This is a genomic window from Thalassoglobus neptunius (assembly GCF_007859735.1).
GTDB classification, from domain to species: domain Bacteria; phylum Planctomycetota; class Planctomycetia; order Planctomycetales; family Planctomycetaceae; genus Thalassoglobus; species Thalassoglobus neptunius.
Map to the genome: position 1 here is coordinate 1 of NZ_SIHI01000007.1, position 17,001 is coordinate 17,001.

The 17,001-nt window shown below is 52.7% G+C and carries 12 protein-coding genes; 6 read left to right on the forward strand and 6 right to left on the reverse strand.

Features of this window, described 5'->3' with window-relative positions:
- Nucleotides 1-129: 129 nt before the first annotated feature.
- The 3 genes from KOR42_RS14390 to KOR42_RS14400 form a co-directional block, all read right to left on the reverse strand.
- Nucleotides 130-846, reverse strand: coding sequence for a hypothetical protein (locus KOR42_RS14390; protein WP_146510536.1), 717 nt, complete (start codon nt 844-846; stop codon nt 130-132).
- A 170-nt stretch (nt 847-1,016) separates the two neighbouring features.
- Nucleotides 1,017-1,433 carry a GNAT family N-acetyltransferase gene (locus KOR42_RS14395; RefSeq protein WP_146510537.1) on the reverse strand — a complete coding sequence of 139 codons (417 nt, stop codon included), beginning with the start codon at nt 1,431-1,433 and terminating at the stop codon, nt 1,017-1,019.
- An 83-nt stretch (nt 1,434-1,516) separates the two neighbouring features.
- Complete coding sequence (locus KOR42_RS14400; protein WP_197441196.1) at nt 1,517-2,446, reverse strand: LysR family transcriptional regulator; 930 nt, start codon at nt 2,444-2,446, stop codon at nt 1,517-1,519.
- Between the two features lie 180 nt (nt 2,447-2,626).
- Here KOR42_RS14400 and KOR42_RS14405 point away from each other — a divergent pair, with 180 nt between their 5' ends.
- The 5 genes from KOR42_RS14405 (at nt 2,627) to KOR42_RS14425 (ending at nt 10,432) form a co-directional block, all read left to right on the forward strand.
- Nucleotides 2,627-3,937, forward strand: a complete 1,311-nt coding sequence (locus KOR42_RS14405; RefSeq protein ID WP_231740933.1) for an MFS transporter — start codon at nt 2,627-2,629, stop codon at nt 3,935-3,937.
- A 5-nt stretch (nt 3,938-3,942) separates the two neighbouring features.
- Complete coding sequence (locus KOR42_RS14410; protein WP_197441197.1) at nt 3,943-5,007, forward strand: Gfo/Idh/MocA family protein; 1,065 nt, start codon at nt 3,943-3,945, stop codon at nt 5,005-5,007.
- Nucleotides 4,994-5,659 carry a cyclase family protein gene (locus KOR42_RS14415; protein ID WP_146510540.1) on the forward strand — a complete coding sequence of 222 codons (666 nt, stop codon included), beginning with the start codon at nt 4,994-4,996 and terminating at the stop codon, nt 5,657-5,659. Before KOR42_RS14410 ends, KOR42_RS14415 begins: the two co-directional genes overlap by 14 nt.
- Before the next feature lie 369 nt (nt 5,660-6,028).
- On the forward strand, nt 6,029-7,147 hold the full coding sequence (locus KOR42_RS14420) for an isocitrate/isopropylmalate dehydrogenase family protein (protein WP_146510541.1): 1,119 nt from the start codon (nt 6,029-6,031) through the stop codon (nt 7,145-7,147).
- Between the two features lie 144 nt (nt 7,148-7,291).
- Nucleotides 7,292-10,432, forward strand: coding sequence for a DUF5060 domain-containing protein (locus KOR42_RS14425; protein ID WP_146510542.1), 3,141 nt, complete (start codon nt 7,292-7,294; stop codon nt 10,430-10,432).
- A gap of 231 nt (nt 10,433-10,663) precedes the next feature.
- Here KOR42_RS14425 and KOR42_RS14430 read toward each other — a convergent pair whose 3' ends face one another.
- The 3 genes from KOR42_RS14430 to KOR42_RS14440 all read right to left on the reverse strand — a co-directional run bounded on the left by KOR42_RS14430 (nt 10,664) and on the right by KOR42_RS14440 (nt 14,639).
- Nucleotides 10,664-11,998, reverse strand: a complete 1,335-nt coding sequence (locus tag KOR42_RS14430; protein ID WP_146510543.1) for a PQQ-binding-like beta-propeller repeat protein — start codon at nt 11,996-11,998, stop codon at nt 10,664-10,666.
- A 206-nt stretch (nt 11,999-12,204) separates the two neighbouring features.
- Nucleotides 12,205-13,044 (reverse strand): TrmH family RNA methyltransferase, encoded by an 840-nt coding sequence (locus KOR42_RS14435; protein WP_146510544.1) that lies wholly within the window; start codon nt 13,042-13,044, stop codon nt 12,205-12,207.
- A gap of 125 nt (nt 13,045-13,169) precedes the next feature.
- Entirely contained in the window at nt 13,170-14,639 is a 1,470-nt protein-coding gene (locus KOR42_RS14440; protein ID WP_146510545.1) for a Gfo/Idh/MocA family protein, read from the reverse strand.
- Nucleotides 14,640-14,994: 355 nt separating this feature from the next.
- On the opposite strand from KOR42_RS14440, the gene KOR42_RS14445 reads away from it, so the two are divergent.
- On the forward strand, nt 14,995-16,794 hold the full coding sequence (locus tag KOR42_RS14445) for a hypothetical protein (RefSeq protein ID WP_146510546.1): 1,800 nt from the start codon (nt 14,995-14,997) through the stop codon (nt 16,792-16,794).
- The last annotated feature ends 207 nt before the right edge of the window (nt 16,795-17,001 follow it).

A 17,001-nucleotide genomic window follows, 5' to 3' on the forward strand; every position in this document is an offset into this window, starting at 1 on the left:
CACCAAATCGAGCGAAGCCATGATCTATGTGGCTTCCATTGGTCGCATGCTCCGCCGCTTAGCTCCTTCACCCAACCAAGCTCCGTTCAAATACCGACTTACAGCATGAAGAGGATTCCGGATAGGCTCTTACTCCGAATCTTCAGTCTCTTTCTTTTCATCTGTCGCTTGTCCACCGGTGTTGTAAATCTTCGCGGACTCGAGCGGTTCTGCTTTTCGAACGACAACGGAATGAGCCAGCTTTGGATTTTTGTCGGTGTAGTAGTAGGTGACGGTATCGCCTGGCTGAATAAATTTCCCCGTGCTTCCCAGCACGACTGACACTCGCTGTTTCGCTGCTTGATTCGGATCAACAAGGATCTTCCCCGGCGAAACGGGAGGAACCGAAACGCCAACGTTTCCGCCTCCAACTTCCATTCGCAACAAATCCGTCGCGTTGATTGTCAGCGGATTCATGTTCACGATGACTCCGGTGATTGTCATCTCAGATGCGTTCTGACGAACTGTGCGGGTCTGCTGTCGAGCAGTCTGCTGAGGGCTGAGATGAACGGTCACGCTCGCATTTCGAAGGGCCGCTTTGCCTGCGATAACGCCATTGACTGTGATGACCGCACCCGGACGGACAAATCCGGGATCTCCAACTCCTTCGACACGGACGGTGGTCTTGGGCGTCATTGGAATTGGCCCTGTTTTGCCATCTTTCTCCATGATGATCCCATTCCGGGAGACGCTCTTGACCGTTCCCTGCACGGGATGCAACGTATACGTGGAGTAAGTGGTCACCTGGCCCAAAGCTGTGCTGGAAGCCAGACTCACTAATAAAATCACCGAGGCGAGAGTCTTCATACGGCACCTGTTGGTATCAGCAAAATATCCTGTACTGAATCCGTTTTACCCGATCCGGAATCTCATCGAAACTCAACTGCTGGAAACTTCCGTCCGCAGCTTTCCCGGGATCACGACCAAACAGTCGATCTTCGAGGAGAATTTGGCATCCGAAAAAGATCGAATGCGATTTACTTCGCTTCGGGACTGATCGTCCAGCATGAGTCATGCTTTTCGAATCCGATGTGCGGGTAGTAGTCGACTGCCTGCGGAGCGGACAGGAGAATCAATCGCACATCGAGACCGCTGGCGAGTCGCGTCTGTCGAATTAACTCCTTTCCAATCCCTTGCTTCTGATACTCCGCATCAACAGCGAGATCCGACAGGTAGGTGCAGAAAGAATAGTCCGTGATCGACCGGGCGATTCCGACAAGACGCTGATTCTGGGTCCGGGCGGAGACGAGAATGTCCGCGTTCTCCAGCATGCCTTGGAGTCGATTTGGATCGGAAAGCGGGCGTCGATCCCCAAGCGTCGACCGAACGAGTAAGTCGTGGAACTCGTCGACACCGAGGTCTGTTTCTCGCTGAAATGAAATCAATTCCGACACACAATCTCTCCACTTTCAACGGAAACTCAACCCCATGGGCCACAACGACGACGACACGAGTTTAGCGAGGCATCTACGAAGCACTACTGATGCGACTTTTGAACGATCTCAACAAGCCTTTTCATCGGCCCGGTCAGTTTTCGTCCTCGTTTCCACATGAACACAATTTGCCGTCGTCCAAGCTGTTTTCGTAACGACCGAACGAACAACCCGTCACACAAGTGGCCATCAAGGCGACCCGCCACGACTCCCACTCCCAGACCAGCTCGGACACAGGCGATCGTGAATCCACTGTTATCTGTTTCGACAGTCACTCGAGCATTCAAATGCTCCCGATGAATCGCGTGCTCAAATGCGTCCCGTCCGTGAGTCCCGGGAACTGTCACGACGAGGTCGTGCTTCACAAGTTCGCGAAGACTGTTCTGTTTGGCCTGACAGTACGGATGACTTTTTTCCGCGATGGCAAGGAAGTCAATGAAATAGGCCGGTTCAAAATGAATCCGGGAAGTGGAACGGGGAGATTCTGCTTCGAGAGTGAGGGCCAGATCCGCTTCGCCGCTGAGCACCATTTCTTCCGCGAGTCGATTGTTTCCGTGGCGAATCACGAGCGTATTTTCGAACTCGTCGCGAAAATGCTTGAGAGGTACAACGAGATCTTCCATCAACATTCGCACGCCGGTCACTAAAGTGATCGATTCATACTCGGAGCGTTCATCACTGACGGTCTCGAAGGTCGAGTCGATTCCGGCGAGAATCTCAGAGAACTGATCGTACAACTGCTGAGCTTTGAGCGTCGAAACAATCCGACGTCCTTCCTTCTCGAAGAATGTCGCCTCGTACAGTCGTTCGACCGCCTGAATCTGTTGCCAAACCGTGGGAACAGACAGCTGAAGTCGTCTCGCGGCCGGCGCGTAACCGTTTTCCTCAAACACACATTGGAATGTTTGCATCTGCTGAACGCTGAGTTCGCTGGCGCGAGGCTGAACGTTCTGAGAATTCGGAGGGACGCCCATTTGACTATTTCTCTATTCTAAACGACTTTTCAACTCTGTTTCATTTCACCGAACGACATTATTAGATAAAGTCTCGGTGATATGAATCCATCGCACGCAATTTCTCCGACTGTCCCAGTAGCGACTCGACAGAGATATCTGTTGGTGCTGCTGCTGTTTCTCCACACTGTGAACACTTACATGGATCGTGTTTGCATTTCGGCTGCGAAATCGTCGATGCAGAATGACATCGCCGGACTGACTGACCAGATGATGGGATATGTCTTCGGAATTTTTGCAGTCGGGTACGCATTGTTCCAAATTCCTGCTGGTTGGTACAGCGACCGGGCAGGTCCACGCCGAGCGTTGACGATTGTTGTCATCATCTGGAGTATCTTCACAGCCCTGACAGGTGCTGTTTTCACAGCCATCAGCCTACTGGTTGTCCGGTTTCTCTTCGGAGTGGGCGAGGCAGGGGCGTATCCCGGAGCGACTCGTGCCCTTTATCGTTGGCTTCCAGCAAGAGAACGGGGAATCGGGCAGGGGATTTTTCATTCCGGTGCCCGAATTGGAGCGGCACTGTCACTGGTGATCATGCCAGCAGTGATTTCGTTGATTGGCTGGCGATGGACCTTCGTCGCGAATGGTCTGGTCGGGATTGTCTGGGGAGCAATCTGGTGGTTCTGGTACCGAGATACACCTGAAGAACATCCGTGGACCAATGAACAGGAAGCTGACCTGATCGCCCGCGGAATTCACGAACAAGAAGTTCCCAACGTCGAGCTTCCCTACATCCAGATCGTCACCTCCGCAAACGTCTTGCTGGCCATGTTCCAATATTCCGCCAGCAATATCACGTTCTTTATCAGCATCACATGGCTGAGACCTTACATCGAAGAGCGATGGGGCGCAGAAGCTGCGAATCTCTCCGCGATTCCGCTTTTGGTCGGGGCAGTGGCACTCTGGTTCTCCGGATTTCTGGTGACGAAGCTGTATCAGATGGGCATGCCAGTTCTGTCTCGCAGAATTCCGGCGATGCTGGGCTATGCATTGGGTGCGATTGGATTGATCCTCTGTACTCAAACCACATCAATGGAGAGCGTCTGGCCGCTGATTCTCTGCTTTTCGCTCGCCTTGTTCGGTGTCGAAATGACGTTGAGCCCCAGTTGGGCATTTTGCATGGACATTGGCGGAGACCGTTCCGGAGCGGTTTCCGGAGCGATGAACATGGTCGGAAATCTCGGGGCAGCGCTGAGTGCAGTGGTCTTTCCCTACTTCGTTCATCACGTTACGCTTCCATATATCGCAACGGAAACAGGAACCGCAAACTCGTTCTTTGTGTTCGCTGCATTGATGAACGTGCTTGCAGTGATCGCATGGACGATGATGAATCCGCAACGGATTCTCCGCAGACTGACTGATCGCGAGATGCAGTTTCGCATGATCGGCTTTCTGGCTCTCATTCTCATGGTGGTGTTTTCACTCGTTTACACCAAACTGATCATGGGGTGATGAGCATGAACACTGAAAAACAGTTGCGTGGCGTCGGAGTTGGGGCAGGGTATTTCAGCCAATTCCATTACGAAGCCTGGTCGCGAATTCCTCAGGTCGAGATCGTTGGAATCTGTGATCATGAGCTTGCGAACGCAGAATCGCTCGCGAATCAATACGGAGTCCCGAACACCTGTTCACAACTGGAGCAATTGCTCGACGAAACGGAACCCGATTTTCTCGATGTGATCACTCGACCCGATTCGCACGCAGCGATTGTCGAGTTGGCAGCGAGTCGCGGGATTAATGTCATCTGCCAGAAACCTCTGGCACCGACGATTGAAGAAGCGGTTCAGATTGTCGAGTGCGCGGACGCTTCGGGCATTCGACTGATGGTGCACGAAAACTTCCGGTTTCAACCCTGGCATCGAGAGATTCACCGACTGATCAGCGATGGAACGATTGGAGACCAACTCCTCACTTTGTCTTGCCGGACTCGAACAGGGGATGGATGGCAAAGTGACGCTTATTTAGCGCGACAGCCGTATTTCGTCGAGATGCCACGATTGCTGATTTACGAAACCGGCGTCCATTTTGTCGATACGTTTCGTTATCACGCGGGGGAAATTGAAGGAGTGTTCGCTTCTCTTCGCAAATTGAATCCGAACATTCGCGGAGAGGATGCTGGAGTCGTCCTGTTCGAATTCGCCAATCAGGCAGAAGGAATCTGGGACGCGAGTCGCTTCCACGAATCGAATTGCTCAAACCCTCGCTACACATTCGGAGAGTTTCTCTTCGACGGAAGTGCCGGTTCGATTCGACTCAGCGGAGACGGCACGATTCGAATTCAACCTCACGGCAAGCCGGAATTCGTCCACGACTATCAACACTCTGATCGCAATTTCGCTGGCGATTGCGTTTACAACACACAACTGCACTTCGTTCACGGGCTGCTTGAAGAGCGTCCCTTCGAAACGGACGGTCACGAGTACCTGAAGACACTCCGCGTGCAGGAAGCGATCTATGAGTCCGCACGTTCTCGTCAACCAGTCCGTCAATTGACATCGGGAGGGCACAATGCGAGTTGTTGACTTAAGCCTGACTGTCAATTCCGACATGCCGGGAGTCTCGATCACCACGGCAAAGACAATTGCGTCAGACGGATGGAATGCGACCACGCTGTCTCTGTACTCGCACGCTGGCACACACATGGATGCGCCGTGTCACTTCCTCGAAGGCGGATCGACAATCGATCAGCATCGGCTCGAAGTGCTCGTCGGCCCAGCAATTGTTCTCGACTTGTCCCCTGCCAGTCCTCGACAACTCACGACCGTCGAAGATCTGCAACCGATCAAGGATGAGATTCGCCCCGGTTGCCGGATCCTCTTTCGTACTGACTGGTCTCGTCGCTACGGAACGGCTGAATACCGGAACGAACTCCCGAGAATATCACTTGAGTTGGCTGAATGGCTTGTCGAACAGAAAGTCGGCTTAATCGGTGTCGAACCGCCGTCCGTCGCTGACGTCAACAACATTGAAGAACTGACCGACGTCCATCAGACATTGTTTCGTGGAGACGTTGTGATCGTCGAAGGCTTGACCAACTTAGACCAATTGACACAGCAGACAGTGGAATTCATCGCACTTCCACTGAAGATCGAACATGGCGACGGATGCCCGGTTCGAGCGATTGCCATTGAACGAGATTCGTTTCACCCCAGTTCCTCATCCACACCCCACTGAAGACGACGTTGAAGACAACAATTACCTGAACACACAACAATCCCTGACATCGAACAGATCATCCTCCGCTCGGTTATTCCCTTTGGGAACTGATCAATCCAGCGAAGAATTCAATGACGAGGGTGTCCAGCAATGAATATGATCCACGGTGGCCAGGAATCACTTTTCGAAACAGATCGAGCAACTGCTCGTTGACGCGTGTTTCAAGAACCGCACTGAGTCATAAGCGTTCTTTGAAAAAACCTGAAAGCATTTCCTCGCCGGTTTGCATTGGCTCGCTCACGCTAACAGAGCGAAATATCGAAGCAAGTAAGTCAAGCGAGTTCCCACGGAAGGGTAACTTGCTCCAAGCGGAAAGAGCACAACGAGATGAGTTCATACAAGATCGCACTACTCCCAGGAGATGGCATTGGCCCGGAAACTATGGCAGCCACGGAACTGGTCCTGGAACAGATTGCGATGGAGTTCAGTGACCTGAATTTTGAGACAATCTCTTATCGAGCTGGCGCCGAAAATTACCGCGACACAGGTGTCACGTTGCCCGATGCGGTTCTGGAAGGTTGCCTCGCCGCCGACGCAGTCCTGTTGTCAGCGATCGGCCTGCCTGATGTCCGCCAGCCAGACGGGACCGAAGTTCAACCGACAATGATGGTCGGGCTTCGACGCGCGATGGGACTGCACTCCGCCGTTCGCCCGGTCAAGCTCTATCCGGGAGCCCCGTGTGTTCTGCAGAACACCGGTCCCGGAATCGACTTCGTCATCATTCGAGAAAACCTCGAAGGGCTGTTCGCCTCGTTCGGAGGAGGAGGAATGGTCGGAGATGACGTCGCGACAGATACGTTGATCGTCACTCGAAAAGGAACATCCAAAGTTGCGGAATACGCTTTTCAATTGGCTCGACGACGATCCGGACGACCCGCCGACGGAAAGCAAATTGTCACGTGCGTCGACAAAGCCAATGTCTTTCGCAGCATGGCGTTCTTTCGCAAGATTGTGAACGACGCTTCTCAATCATTTCCGGATATCGAACACAACGCCGTCTACGTCGACGCGATGAGTCTCTACATGGTTCAGAACCCGTGGGATTTCGACGTGCTCGTCATGGAGAATCAGTTTGGAGACATCCTTTCCGACCTGGGCGCCGGGCTGGTCGGGGGACTCGGTCTGGGACCCTCTGCCGAAATGGGAGACGACCATGCGTTGTTTCAGCCTTCACATGGCACTGCTCCACAGATCGCGGGGAAGAATGTCGCCAACCCTCTTGCGACGATTCTCTCCGCATCGATGATGCTCGATTGGCTCGGAGAACGTCACAATGACGACTCCTGTCTGGCTGCAGCCGCGGCGATCGAAACAGCCGTCGCCGAAGTTCTCGCAGCACAGATGGTCAGAACTCCGGATCTCGGGGGAGCATCATCAACAACCGAAGTTGCAGAGGCTGTCGCTGCAGCGATTACGAAGACCCCGGTGACAGATACAAGTCATTAGTCTCCGCGATTCAGAATAACCACCGACACAACCCGCTTCGCACTTTGTTGTCCCATCGACTGAGGCACGTCAACGCTTCAATCAATCGGACCATCCTACAAGGCAGTGAAACGACTCATCAACTTCCTAGATAGAGAGAGATCTATGAGCTTTCGCACTCGCACGCTGCTGGGCCTGGTCGTGGCCTCGCTCTTCTCCTCCACGGTGCTATCCGCCGCCGACACTGTATTCAAGGAGACCAACGGACTTGTTGCCGTTGAGGCGGAACACTTCCAGAATCAAAGCAAGACTGAGACTCGGAAGTTTCACCTGACGACGGCGGAGTCCACTCCGGAAGTCACACCGGATGGCGATCCATCGCATGTTGCCGGAGCCAGTGGAGGAGCTTACCTCGAAATCCTTCCCGACACGCGCCGGACTCACGGTGACAAATTGATCCGAGGCACAAACTTCTCTCCGAACCCCGGAGAATTGGCTGTCCTCGACTACCGGATCAACTTCTCGACTCCCGGACGCTACTACGTGTGGGTTCGTGCATTCTCGACAGGGTCGGAAGACAACGGGCTGCATGTCGGATTAAACGGCGAATGGCCGGAAAGCGGTCAACGACTGCAATGGTGCCAGGGAAAACACTCCTGGAGATGGGACAGCAAACAGCGGACGGAGAAAGTCCATTGCGGAGAACCGCACAAAATCTATCTCGACATCAAAAATCCCGGAACGCACACCATTCACTTTTCGATGCGGGAAGATGGATTCGAGTTCGACAAATTCCTGCTGACGACGGATGCGAACTTCACACGTCCTGACGATATTGGACCGGAAAGCATCGTCCATTCCGGATCAGCTCCAAAGACTTTTGCTTACGTTGCTCCAGAACAGTCCAATGACAGCCCGCAACCCACGCCAACAGGTGGAAATCAACCACTTCAACTGCCTGCAGCAAACTTCACGTTGAATGGAACGAACTACTATCTCGACAAGGGAAAGTGGCTCGCAATCAACCCGGAACAACATAAGACCGCACACGCAGAACAGACGTTTCCATTTCCGACCGGTGTCTACGATGTCACGCTTGTCGCCATCGGGGAAAACGATGGAAAATCACATTACGAAGTCGCAGTCGATGATCACACAATCGGAGATTTCGTTTGCCCGCTGAGCAAGAAAACGTACGAAGAAGGTGACCGATACACCAAGACCTGGTCCGACGTTTCGATCACTGAAGGGGCACAGATTCACGTTTCATCGCAGATTGCTTCCGCCGATGGTCAGGAATTCAGCCGGGCTCGCTGGGCTGCGATTCAGTTCGTTCCCAGAGACGCGAAAACCAGGAAAGCAGCTCAGCCATTTCTGATTGCTCAAGCGACGTCAACGACATCAACTGCTGCCGACGCAGCATCTGGAAGCCCGACGACGCCAGTCAGCACTGCCGCCTTGGTTCAACCTCGAAAGCCGAACGGCGACGGAAAAACGACCGTCACCGGAGAACTGAAGCAGTGGCACAAAGTCACAGTCAACCTGAACGGACCATATGCTCACGAGCAAGACAATTCTCCCAATCCGTTCACTGACTACCGAATGACCGTCACGTTCACTCACGCAGACGGAACTAAGTACGTCATTCCCGGATTCTTTGATGCTGACGGAAATGCTGCGAATTCCTCAGCAGTCTCTGGAATCATGTGGCGGGCGAACTTCGCACCGGACAGAACCGGAGAGTGGACCTACAAAGTTGAATTCCTCAGCGGCAAGGGTGTTGCTCTCGACAAGACTGCAAGCAGCGAACCACTGACTCCATTCAATGGACAAGATGGTCAGTTCACAATCGCTGAGAGCGACAAGTCCGGAAGAGACCTTCGAAGCGTCGGACGTCTTCAGTATGTCGGCAAACACTATCTTCAGTTCGCCGGCAGCAAGCAGTACTTCCTGAAAGCAGGAGCTGATGCTCCGGAAACGCTCTTGGGTTACAAAGACTTCGACGGCACCGTCGCTGGCAAGCCCGATCGCGTTCCCCTCAAATCCTATGCTCCACATCTTCAGGACTGGAAAGCTGGCGATCCAAGCTGGAAAGACGGAAAAGGGAAAGGTCTGATCGGTGCCATTAACTATCTGTCCGGAAAAGGCTGTAATGCGTTTTCGTTCTTGACCTACAACGCAGGCGGCGATGGCGACAACGTGTGGCCGTTCATCCAGCGTGAAGACAAAATGCACTACGACTGCAGCAAACTCGACCAATGGGGAATCGTCTTCGATCACGGGACGAATATGGGGATGTACCTGCACTTCAAATTGCAGGAAACCGAAATCGACGACAATCGTGTCCGGGGAGATTTCAAACAGATTCCCGAATCACTCGACGGTGGAGCGATGGGAGCTCAACGCAAGCTTTACTTCCGGGAAATGATCGCACGCTTTGGACACAATCTTGCGTTGAACTGGAACCTGGGCGAGGAAAACACGCAAAGCACCGCCGAACACAAAGCGATGCTCAACTACATTACAGAGTTGGACGCCTACCAGCACAACCGAGTTATGCACACATTCCCCAATGAACAGGACAAGCAATACGACCCGCTGCTTGGAAACAAGTCGAAGCTGACGGGCGTGTCACTTCAGAACAGTGGAATTCATGACACACACTGGCAGACAGTGAAGTGGGTCCGCAAATCCAACGAAGCTGGGAAACCATGGATCGTCGCGTTCGACGAATCCGGAAGCGCTGCCCATGCCCAATGTCCTGACCTTGGATACAAAGGCTACGACGGTCACGATGCCGACGGGAAAATGACCTACACCGAACATCGCGTCCGACAACAGACTCTCTGGGGAACACTCATGGGAGGCGGAGCCGGTGTCGAGTATTACTTCGGCTACAAATACGCCGAAAACGACCTCGTCTGCGAAGACTGGCGAAGTCGAGATCGAAGCTGGGATTATTGTCGCATCGCCATCAACTTCTTCCACGAGAATGAAATCCCGTTCTGGGAAATGACAACGCAAAACTCGCTGGTCGGAGTCCCTGACGAAGACAACTCCAAATACTGCTTCGCCAAGAACTCAGATACGTATCTGGTCTACCTGGCGAACGGAGGAACGAGCGACCTTGATCTTTCAAAAGCTGACGGAAACTACCGCGTCGAATGGTTCAACCCCAGAGCAGGGGGAGCTTTGCAGAGCGGTTCGGTCGCGTCCGTTTCAGGAGGTGCGTCGGTCAAACTCGGAACACCACCGGCAGATTCGGATCAGGACTGGCTCGTTGTTGTTCGTCGAGAGAACAAGTAAACGATCACCCAGTCTTCAATGAACAATCTTCAATGAACAATCTTCAATGAACAATCTTCAATGAACAATCTTCAATGAACAATCTTCAATGAACAATCTTCAATGAACAATCTTCAATGAACAATCTTCAATGAACAATCTTCAATGAACAATCGGCCGTGGAAGGGATCAGTTTCCCCTCCACGGCCGATTTCTATTGGCATGGCCGCAGTGAACTTCGGTCAAACGTTCTTACTGCTCATCCGCACGAAGCGAGATTGAGATGATTTCTTCATCGTTTCGCACGTAACACTGACCGTCCGCAAAGGCAGGATGAGTCCAAACGACATTCCGCCCGAACGCTTCTCCGGTTGGTTCCAGAGCATGAAAACGACCGATCTCTTCATATCCCTCGCGAGACAAGTTGGCGAGAATCAGATCGCCCGTCTCACCAAACAGGAAGTACCGACTTCCGTTTTTGATCAGAAACGCCGTTCCGTGTCCCATGCGACGCGAACCGGTCGTTGGCTCAAACGTTTCCCAGAGTCGCTCACCGCTTTCCAGATCGATTCCGCGAAGTCCGCCGGTCTTGCAGTCAACGCCGTAGAGCGTCTGCCCGTCGATGAAGGGGGTGCTGTTGGCACAATAAACCGAGTTGCGAGGATGCCCTCGCCACAGTTCTGTCACTGTTGGAGCCTCTTCGTTGAGCTTCAACAAAACTCCCACATCTCCGATTCCACTCGCGAACAAGAGGTCACCGGAAACTTGTGGTGTCATGATGGACATCCCGTAATTCGGCTTCAATGCGACCGACCAGAAGACCTCTCCCGTCTCGGGATCGAGACCGTTTAAGTTGTCGGCATCCCAAATCAGCAGTTGTTTCCGGCCGCCTGCTTCGATGAGTGTTGGGGGACAGTATCCCTGTTCCGATGCAGTCAAAGCCCGCCACTTCTCTTCACCCGTTTCCAGGTCAAAAGCAACGGCAATACTTCCCGGACCTCCGACGACGCAATAGACAGTGTTTCCTTCGACCAGAGGGTGAGATGAGAAGCCCCAGATAGGAGTCTTTGCCTGATAATCCTTGGGAAAATTCTTCTCCCAGAGGACTTCGCCGGCGTGGCGGTTCAAACAGAGCAGGGTTCCTTCTGCCCCAAGCGTGATCACGCGATCCCCCACCACGGTCGGAGTAGCCCTCGGACCACACGGATAGGAAATTTGATACTTACATTCACGAGTATTGGTCCAGATGATTTCGCCATTCGACGCATCCAGACACAAGACCCGCTCCTGTCCCGCGAGTTCATTGACAGTCCCGGGTCCGTTGGTGGGATCACCGGATTCTCGAATGAAATCGGTGACATAAACCCGGTCCCCGACAACGGCAGGCCCCGCGTATCCGCCAGCGATGGGAGTTCGCCAGTTGACCGTCAGCCCGGATTCTGGAATTTCGGTGACGATTCCCGTCTCGTCCCAGACGGCATCACGATTTTCCCCGCGCCACTGTGGCCAGTCTTCGGAATAGACAATACTGGAAGTCATCCCGACCAATGGAATCAAGATTGTTAGTCCAATCAGCCGTAAATTCATATTTCTCCTCCAGAGTTGAGTCTCGACTGGCAGCAGATCGACTGCAGTCATTGAATGTGAAATGAGAGCGAATTGATGTTTCGATCAATTGGCTTGCGACGCACTTTTCTGATCGTTGATGCGTCTATCTTGATGTGTCTGGCAGAAAAGCCGTCGACATTATTCTCGTCTCGAAGGTGCGAGGCAGTATGGCGTCTTACAATTGATCAAGAATGAGTGAGATGGTGTACAAAAATTCCGGCTGCCATGGCAACATTGAGCGAGTCCGCATCAGCCTGCATGGGGATTGTTACAATCTGATTGGCTGCGGCAAGGTACTCTTGCTCAAGTCCTGTGTCTTCATTTCCGAGCAGAAGAACACATCGATCGGGCCGCCGAAAATCTGCCAGAGAAATCGCATCTTCAGAGAGCGCAGCTGCCAGGACTTCGTAGTTCCATCGCTGTCGTAGCTGATTGAGATCCGCGAGGAGATTTTGACTCTCACGGATCGGGATTCGAAAACCGTTTCCCATCGAAACTCGAATTGCTCTTCTCGAATAAGGATCGCTCGTTTTCGGTCCAACCATGACGCCACTCGCACCAAATCCTCGCGCCAGTCGAATGATCGAACCGACGTTCTCAGGATTTGTCAGAAACGGACACGCGAGGATCAGGCTTCTCTTTGAATCCTGCGGAAGAAGCGTTTCCAGTGGCGGATTTGTTGGTCTGAGACCACACGCCATCACACCTGCATGAAAATCAAATCCCAGCAACTCACGCGACATTGTGTCCGGAATCACAAACGCCGGGACGTCGTAGTCTGCCCACTCTTCTGTCAGGTTGAGCTTTCCATTTCGGACCAGAATCGACTCCACGGCCAATCCACTCTGCAGAAGCCGTTCGACAACCTTCTGTCCTTCTGCGATGAACTGGCCAGACCACCGCGTCAGATTTGACTTTTTGACATGGCGATAAACGGCAATACGTGGATCTTCGAGCGTGTCGACAAATGTGATCTGCATGGGTTGAGAGAAAATCGGACCATATTGAAAAACGAACCGCTCCATGAAATATTCATGAAGCAGTTCGTCAAGTCGTTACTGAGTCGTCTCGCAACGATCACCGCAGGTGCTCTGACGCGCGTCTCGCGATCGCTTATCAGAACACCGGACGATCATTGTTCGACGCCAGATTAGCTGATTTCCGGAACCGTGTACTTCTCACGGTACTCCCGTTTCAGGAATTTGTTCGCAGAATCCGCATGCTCCCCTTCGAACCGTTCGGTTTCGGGATTGTGCGTCAGGATTGGGCTCATTCGAATTTCCATGTCCGAGAGTTTTACGTCGAACTTTCCGAGTTGAGACTCCATCGATTTCAACAACAGATCCCATTGCTCCAGCGAATTGTCAATCGATCGAGCTTGTTTCGCATCGAAGGCTTCGCCAGCCCGAAATCCGACGTTGGCCAGGTTGCACCATCCTGTCGAATGATGACCGACTTCAACTTCTGCATTCAAGCTGCTTCGATCTCGCGACCGAACGGCATCGAGGAAGTTGGCTTTGTGGAGAGCATTGATGTCTCCTCCCTTGAACGAACGGATTTCTCGACCATCTTTGTCGACTGCTTTCCCGCGGCCACGTTGTCCGAGGTAGTAGCCACCTTCGCAGGCAACAACGTATCCCGACGAAGGACCATTGGTTGGGAGGCCGGTATTGGTCGGCCATCCGCCACGCTCGTTCGGAGCCTTATTCAGATTGCTCAAGGCAATCAGAGTCGGGAACGTGCCGGTGTCGAAGTACACATAATGAACATTCGGTGAATCCGCTGCATCGTTCCATGCAACGCGGCCGCCGCATGCGAGGATTCGCTGAGGCGTTGTGACGGAATCCTGATAGGCGATGTTGCGGACGTCATCCAGAACGTGAACACCCCAGTTCCCCATTTCTCCGGAACCTGTGTTCCAATCCCAGTGCCAGTCGTAATGGAAACTGTTGCGATAGAGATCCTCCATTTGTGCTGGGCCGCACCACAAGTCGTAATCGATTCCTTCCGGAATCGGCAGGGGAGTTTCCCGTTTTCCGACCGACGCACGTGGTCCCAGCCGGTTGGCTTGAGCGTACAGAACCTTTCCGAGTGCCTGATCTTCGTGAAGGAACTGCTTAATTTCAGCCTGCATCGGGTCCGATCGCTGCTGAGTTCCGATCTGAACGATTCGGCTTTCCTTGCGGGCAGCTTTGACGACCTGTTCACCTTCCCACTGAGAATGCGACAGTGGTTTTTCGACGTAAACATCTTTCCCGGCCTGAATCGCCCAAATTGCGGCCAGACAGTGCCAGTGATTGCATGTCGCGACAACGACCGCGTCGACGTTCTTGTCGTCGAGCAATCTGCGAAGATCCTGGTAGGACTTGGCCGCAAACTTTTCGCCAGCCTGACCGGAACGTTTTTCGTCCGGGTCGGCCACTGCGACGATGCGCGCCCCCGGAGCACTTCGAAATCCATTGGAAAGCTCGTTGCCTCGCCCTCCCATTCCAATGACACCGATTCCAATTTCGTTGTTCCGATTGGTGGACTGAGCTGTCGCGGTACGTGTTAGTCCGGCTGTTGCAGCGATTCCAGAAGCTGCCGCACCGAGAAAAATACGCCGATTGAGTTGAGACATAAATGATCCCTAAGTTTTTGGCCAAGGAAATGAAATGATCTTGAGACTGGTTTCGGTCATCCAGCCTGAAATTGATCACTAGAAATGATCTCTACCAGTGTAGGCAATTTCGAATCGATTTGACGAGTATGCATCAACCACTATTGAAGTCTTCTCGAGAGACGAGGAACTTCGCATTTACAGAAGAGTCCTTTGCGACGACTTGCCGACAGAACGCCCATACGTTGCATCTTGCTCAGCGAAGCGTCATTGCCTATTCTCGGAATCGTCCTAAAACGCATATTCTTTGCAATCGTCAATTCTCTGTCGTTCCACAACGGAGTGAGACAGAAGAACACGCAGAGAGGAAACACACGTGAAGTCTGACGCCCATCACAATGGTTTATTGTTGTTGACGTTTTCTGCCATTCTCGGCATGGCGACGCTGGCGACAGGCGCTGAACCGGAATCGAGTCGGCTCATCGCAGGTATTGGCAGTGCTCAAAGCTTGCTGGAAGACATGGAATATCTCGTGGCCGATCTCGCTGGTCGCCAGGAGTCCTTCGAGAACAACATTTTCCCCAACATCGACATTTTCCTCATCGGAGTCGATCAGGAACATCCGATCCGCTTCGACATGCTCTTCTCGGCTGAAAACGGGCGAGAGATTCAAGCCATCATTCCCGTCAGTGATCTGGGCGAATTTCTTAACGACAATCTCGATCCGATCGACATCGTTCCTGAACGGGATCGCAAAGACCGAAATCTGTACGAGCTGACCGGAAACGTGTACGAAGGGTGGCTCCGCTCGCTTCGAGATCCTGACTACGCGGTGATTTTCACCCGCAAGGAATGGATTCCGAAGGATATGGAACATCCAGCGACGTTGCATAAGGATCTCGTTGAAAAGGGATACGGCCTCTTCGCTCACGTCGTTCACGACCCTGAGAAAATGGATGCACGCTCCACTGCTTTCGATGCCATGCGAACGTCCACTATCGAATCCATTCAGAAACGAACTGACGAAACCCAGAATGCACACGAACTTCGGCAGGCATGGCTGAACGAGCAACTGGCCATTTTCCAGCAGTGGTTCGTTGAATGCTCGAAATTCACCGTGGGAACGGATCTCGATCGGAATACGGACGTCCTCGGTGCGACGCTCGAGTTTTCTGCAATCCCCGGAACTCCACTTGCCGACAATATTGCTCGCATCAGCGATCAGGCCAGCTACTTCGCAGCGATTCAGCAACCGATTGATGCCGTCCTCACAGCGAGAGTTCATCTGGCACATGATCAGAGAACCGCAGACGGACTTGTTGAGCTCTATAAGAAGTCACAAGTCGTCGCAGAGGAACAGATCGACGAAGACCAAAATGCGAGCGATGCAGAAAAGGTTGCGAGAAAAGAATCATCCAAGCTGTTGAACGATGTTCTGATTCGCAGCACTGAGATGACGCTGCTCGACGCAATGATTGATGTTGTCCCCTCAGGGGATCATCACGTGCTGATTCTCGGAGTCCGCTGCATTGGACAAGATTCCATTCAAGCGATTGTCGACAAACTCCCGGAAGCAATCGAAGGCTGGACCGTTGAAAACGGTGTTGCCGACGTTGGTGGAACGAAAATCACGAAAGTCGGACTCGGCAAAAATGTTCCTCAGGCATTGATCGACCTGTATGGGGAATCGGTCGCTTCCACTTACGTCGCAGCGAGCGACGAAGCCTTCTGGCTCGCATTCGGAGAAAACGCGGTCGAGGAACTTTCACAACGTATTGAAGCCGCCCAATCCGCTGAAAACCTGGCGCGTGACGGAACGGTTCTTTCCGCGAAAGCCAAAGCAACTCCACTTGTTGAGACGCTCAACGGACTTCTCAACGACGAAGCCAGCATTTTCTCGCCGGCATTCAATCGACAACAGGAACGGCTCGAGAATCGGATTTCACAGCGAGAAGAAGATGAAGTTGGAACCGGACGGCAGGCAGCCAGTGCGTTCTTGACATTCGAATGGATTTCGAAAGTCGTCGAAGCCATGAAGGGCGAAGACGACACAATCACAATCCAGCTTAAGAACACTTCAGAGAACACACTGACAGGGGAAGCACAGACTCATCGAGCGATCTTAAAGGCCATGGGCACGATGATCGCCAACTTTGCGGATGAAAACCTGCAGTAACGCTGTATTGCCTCTCGCAAAGCCAATTCAAATCGCCGAAACGACGTCACTCTCTCCAGAGCGGCGTCGTTTTCGTTTGAATTCCCCATCGGAAGTTGTTGAAGTGTTCAGGAACAGTTTAATTCCGAGTCTTGAAGAACACTCAATTTGAGCTGCCTCCCAAGCGATTGCATTCGCACTGAGAAGGCAGCCAACGGTTCAACTCGA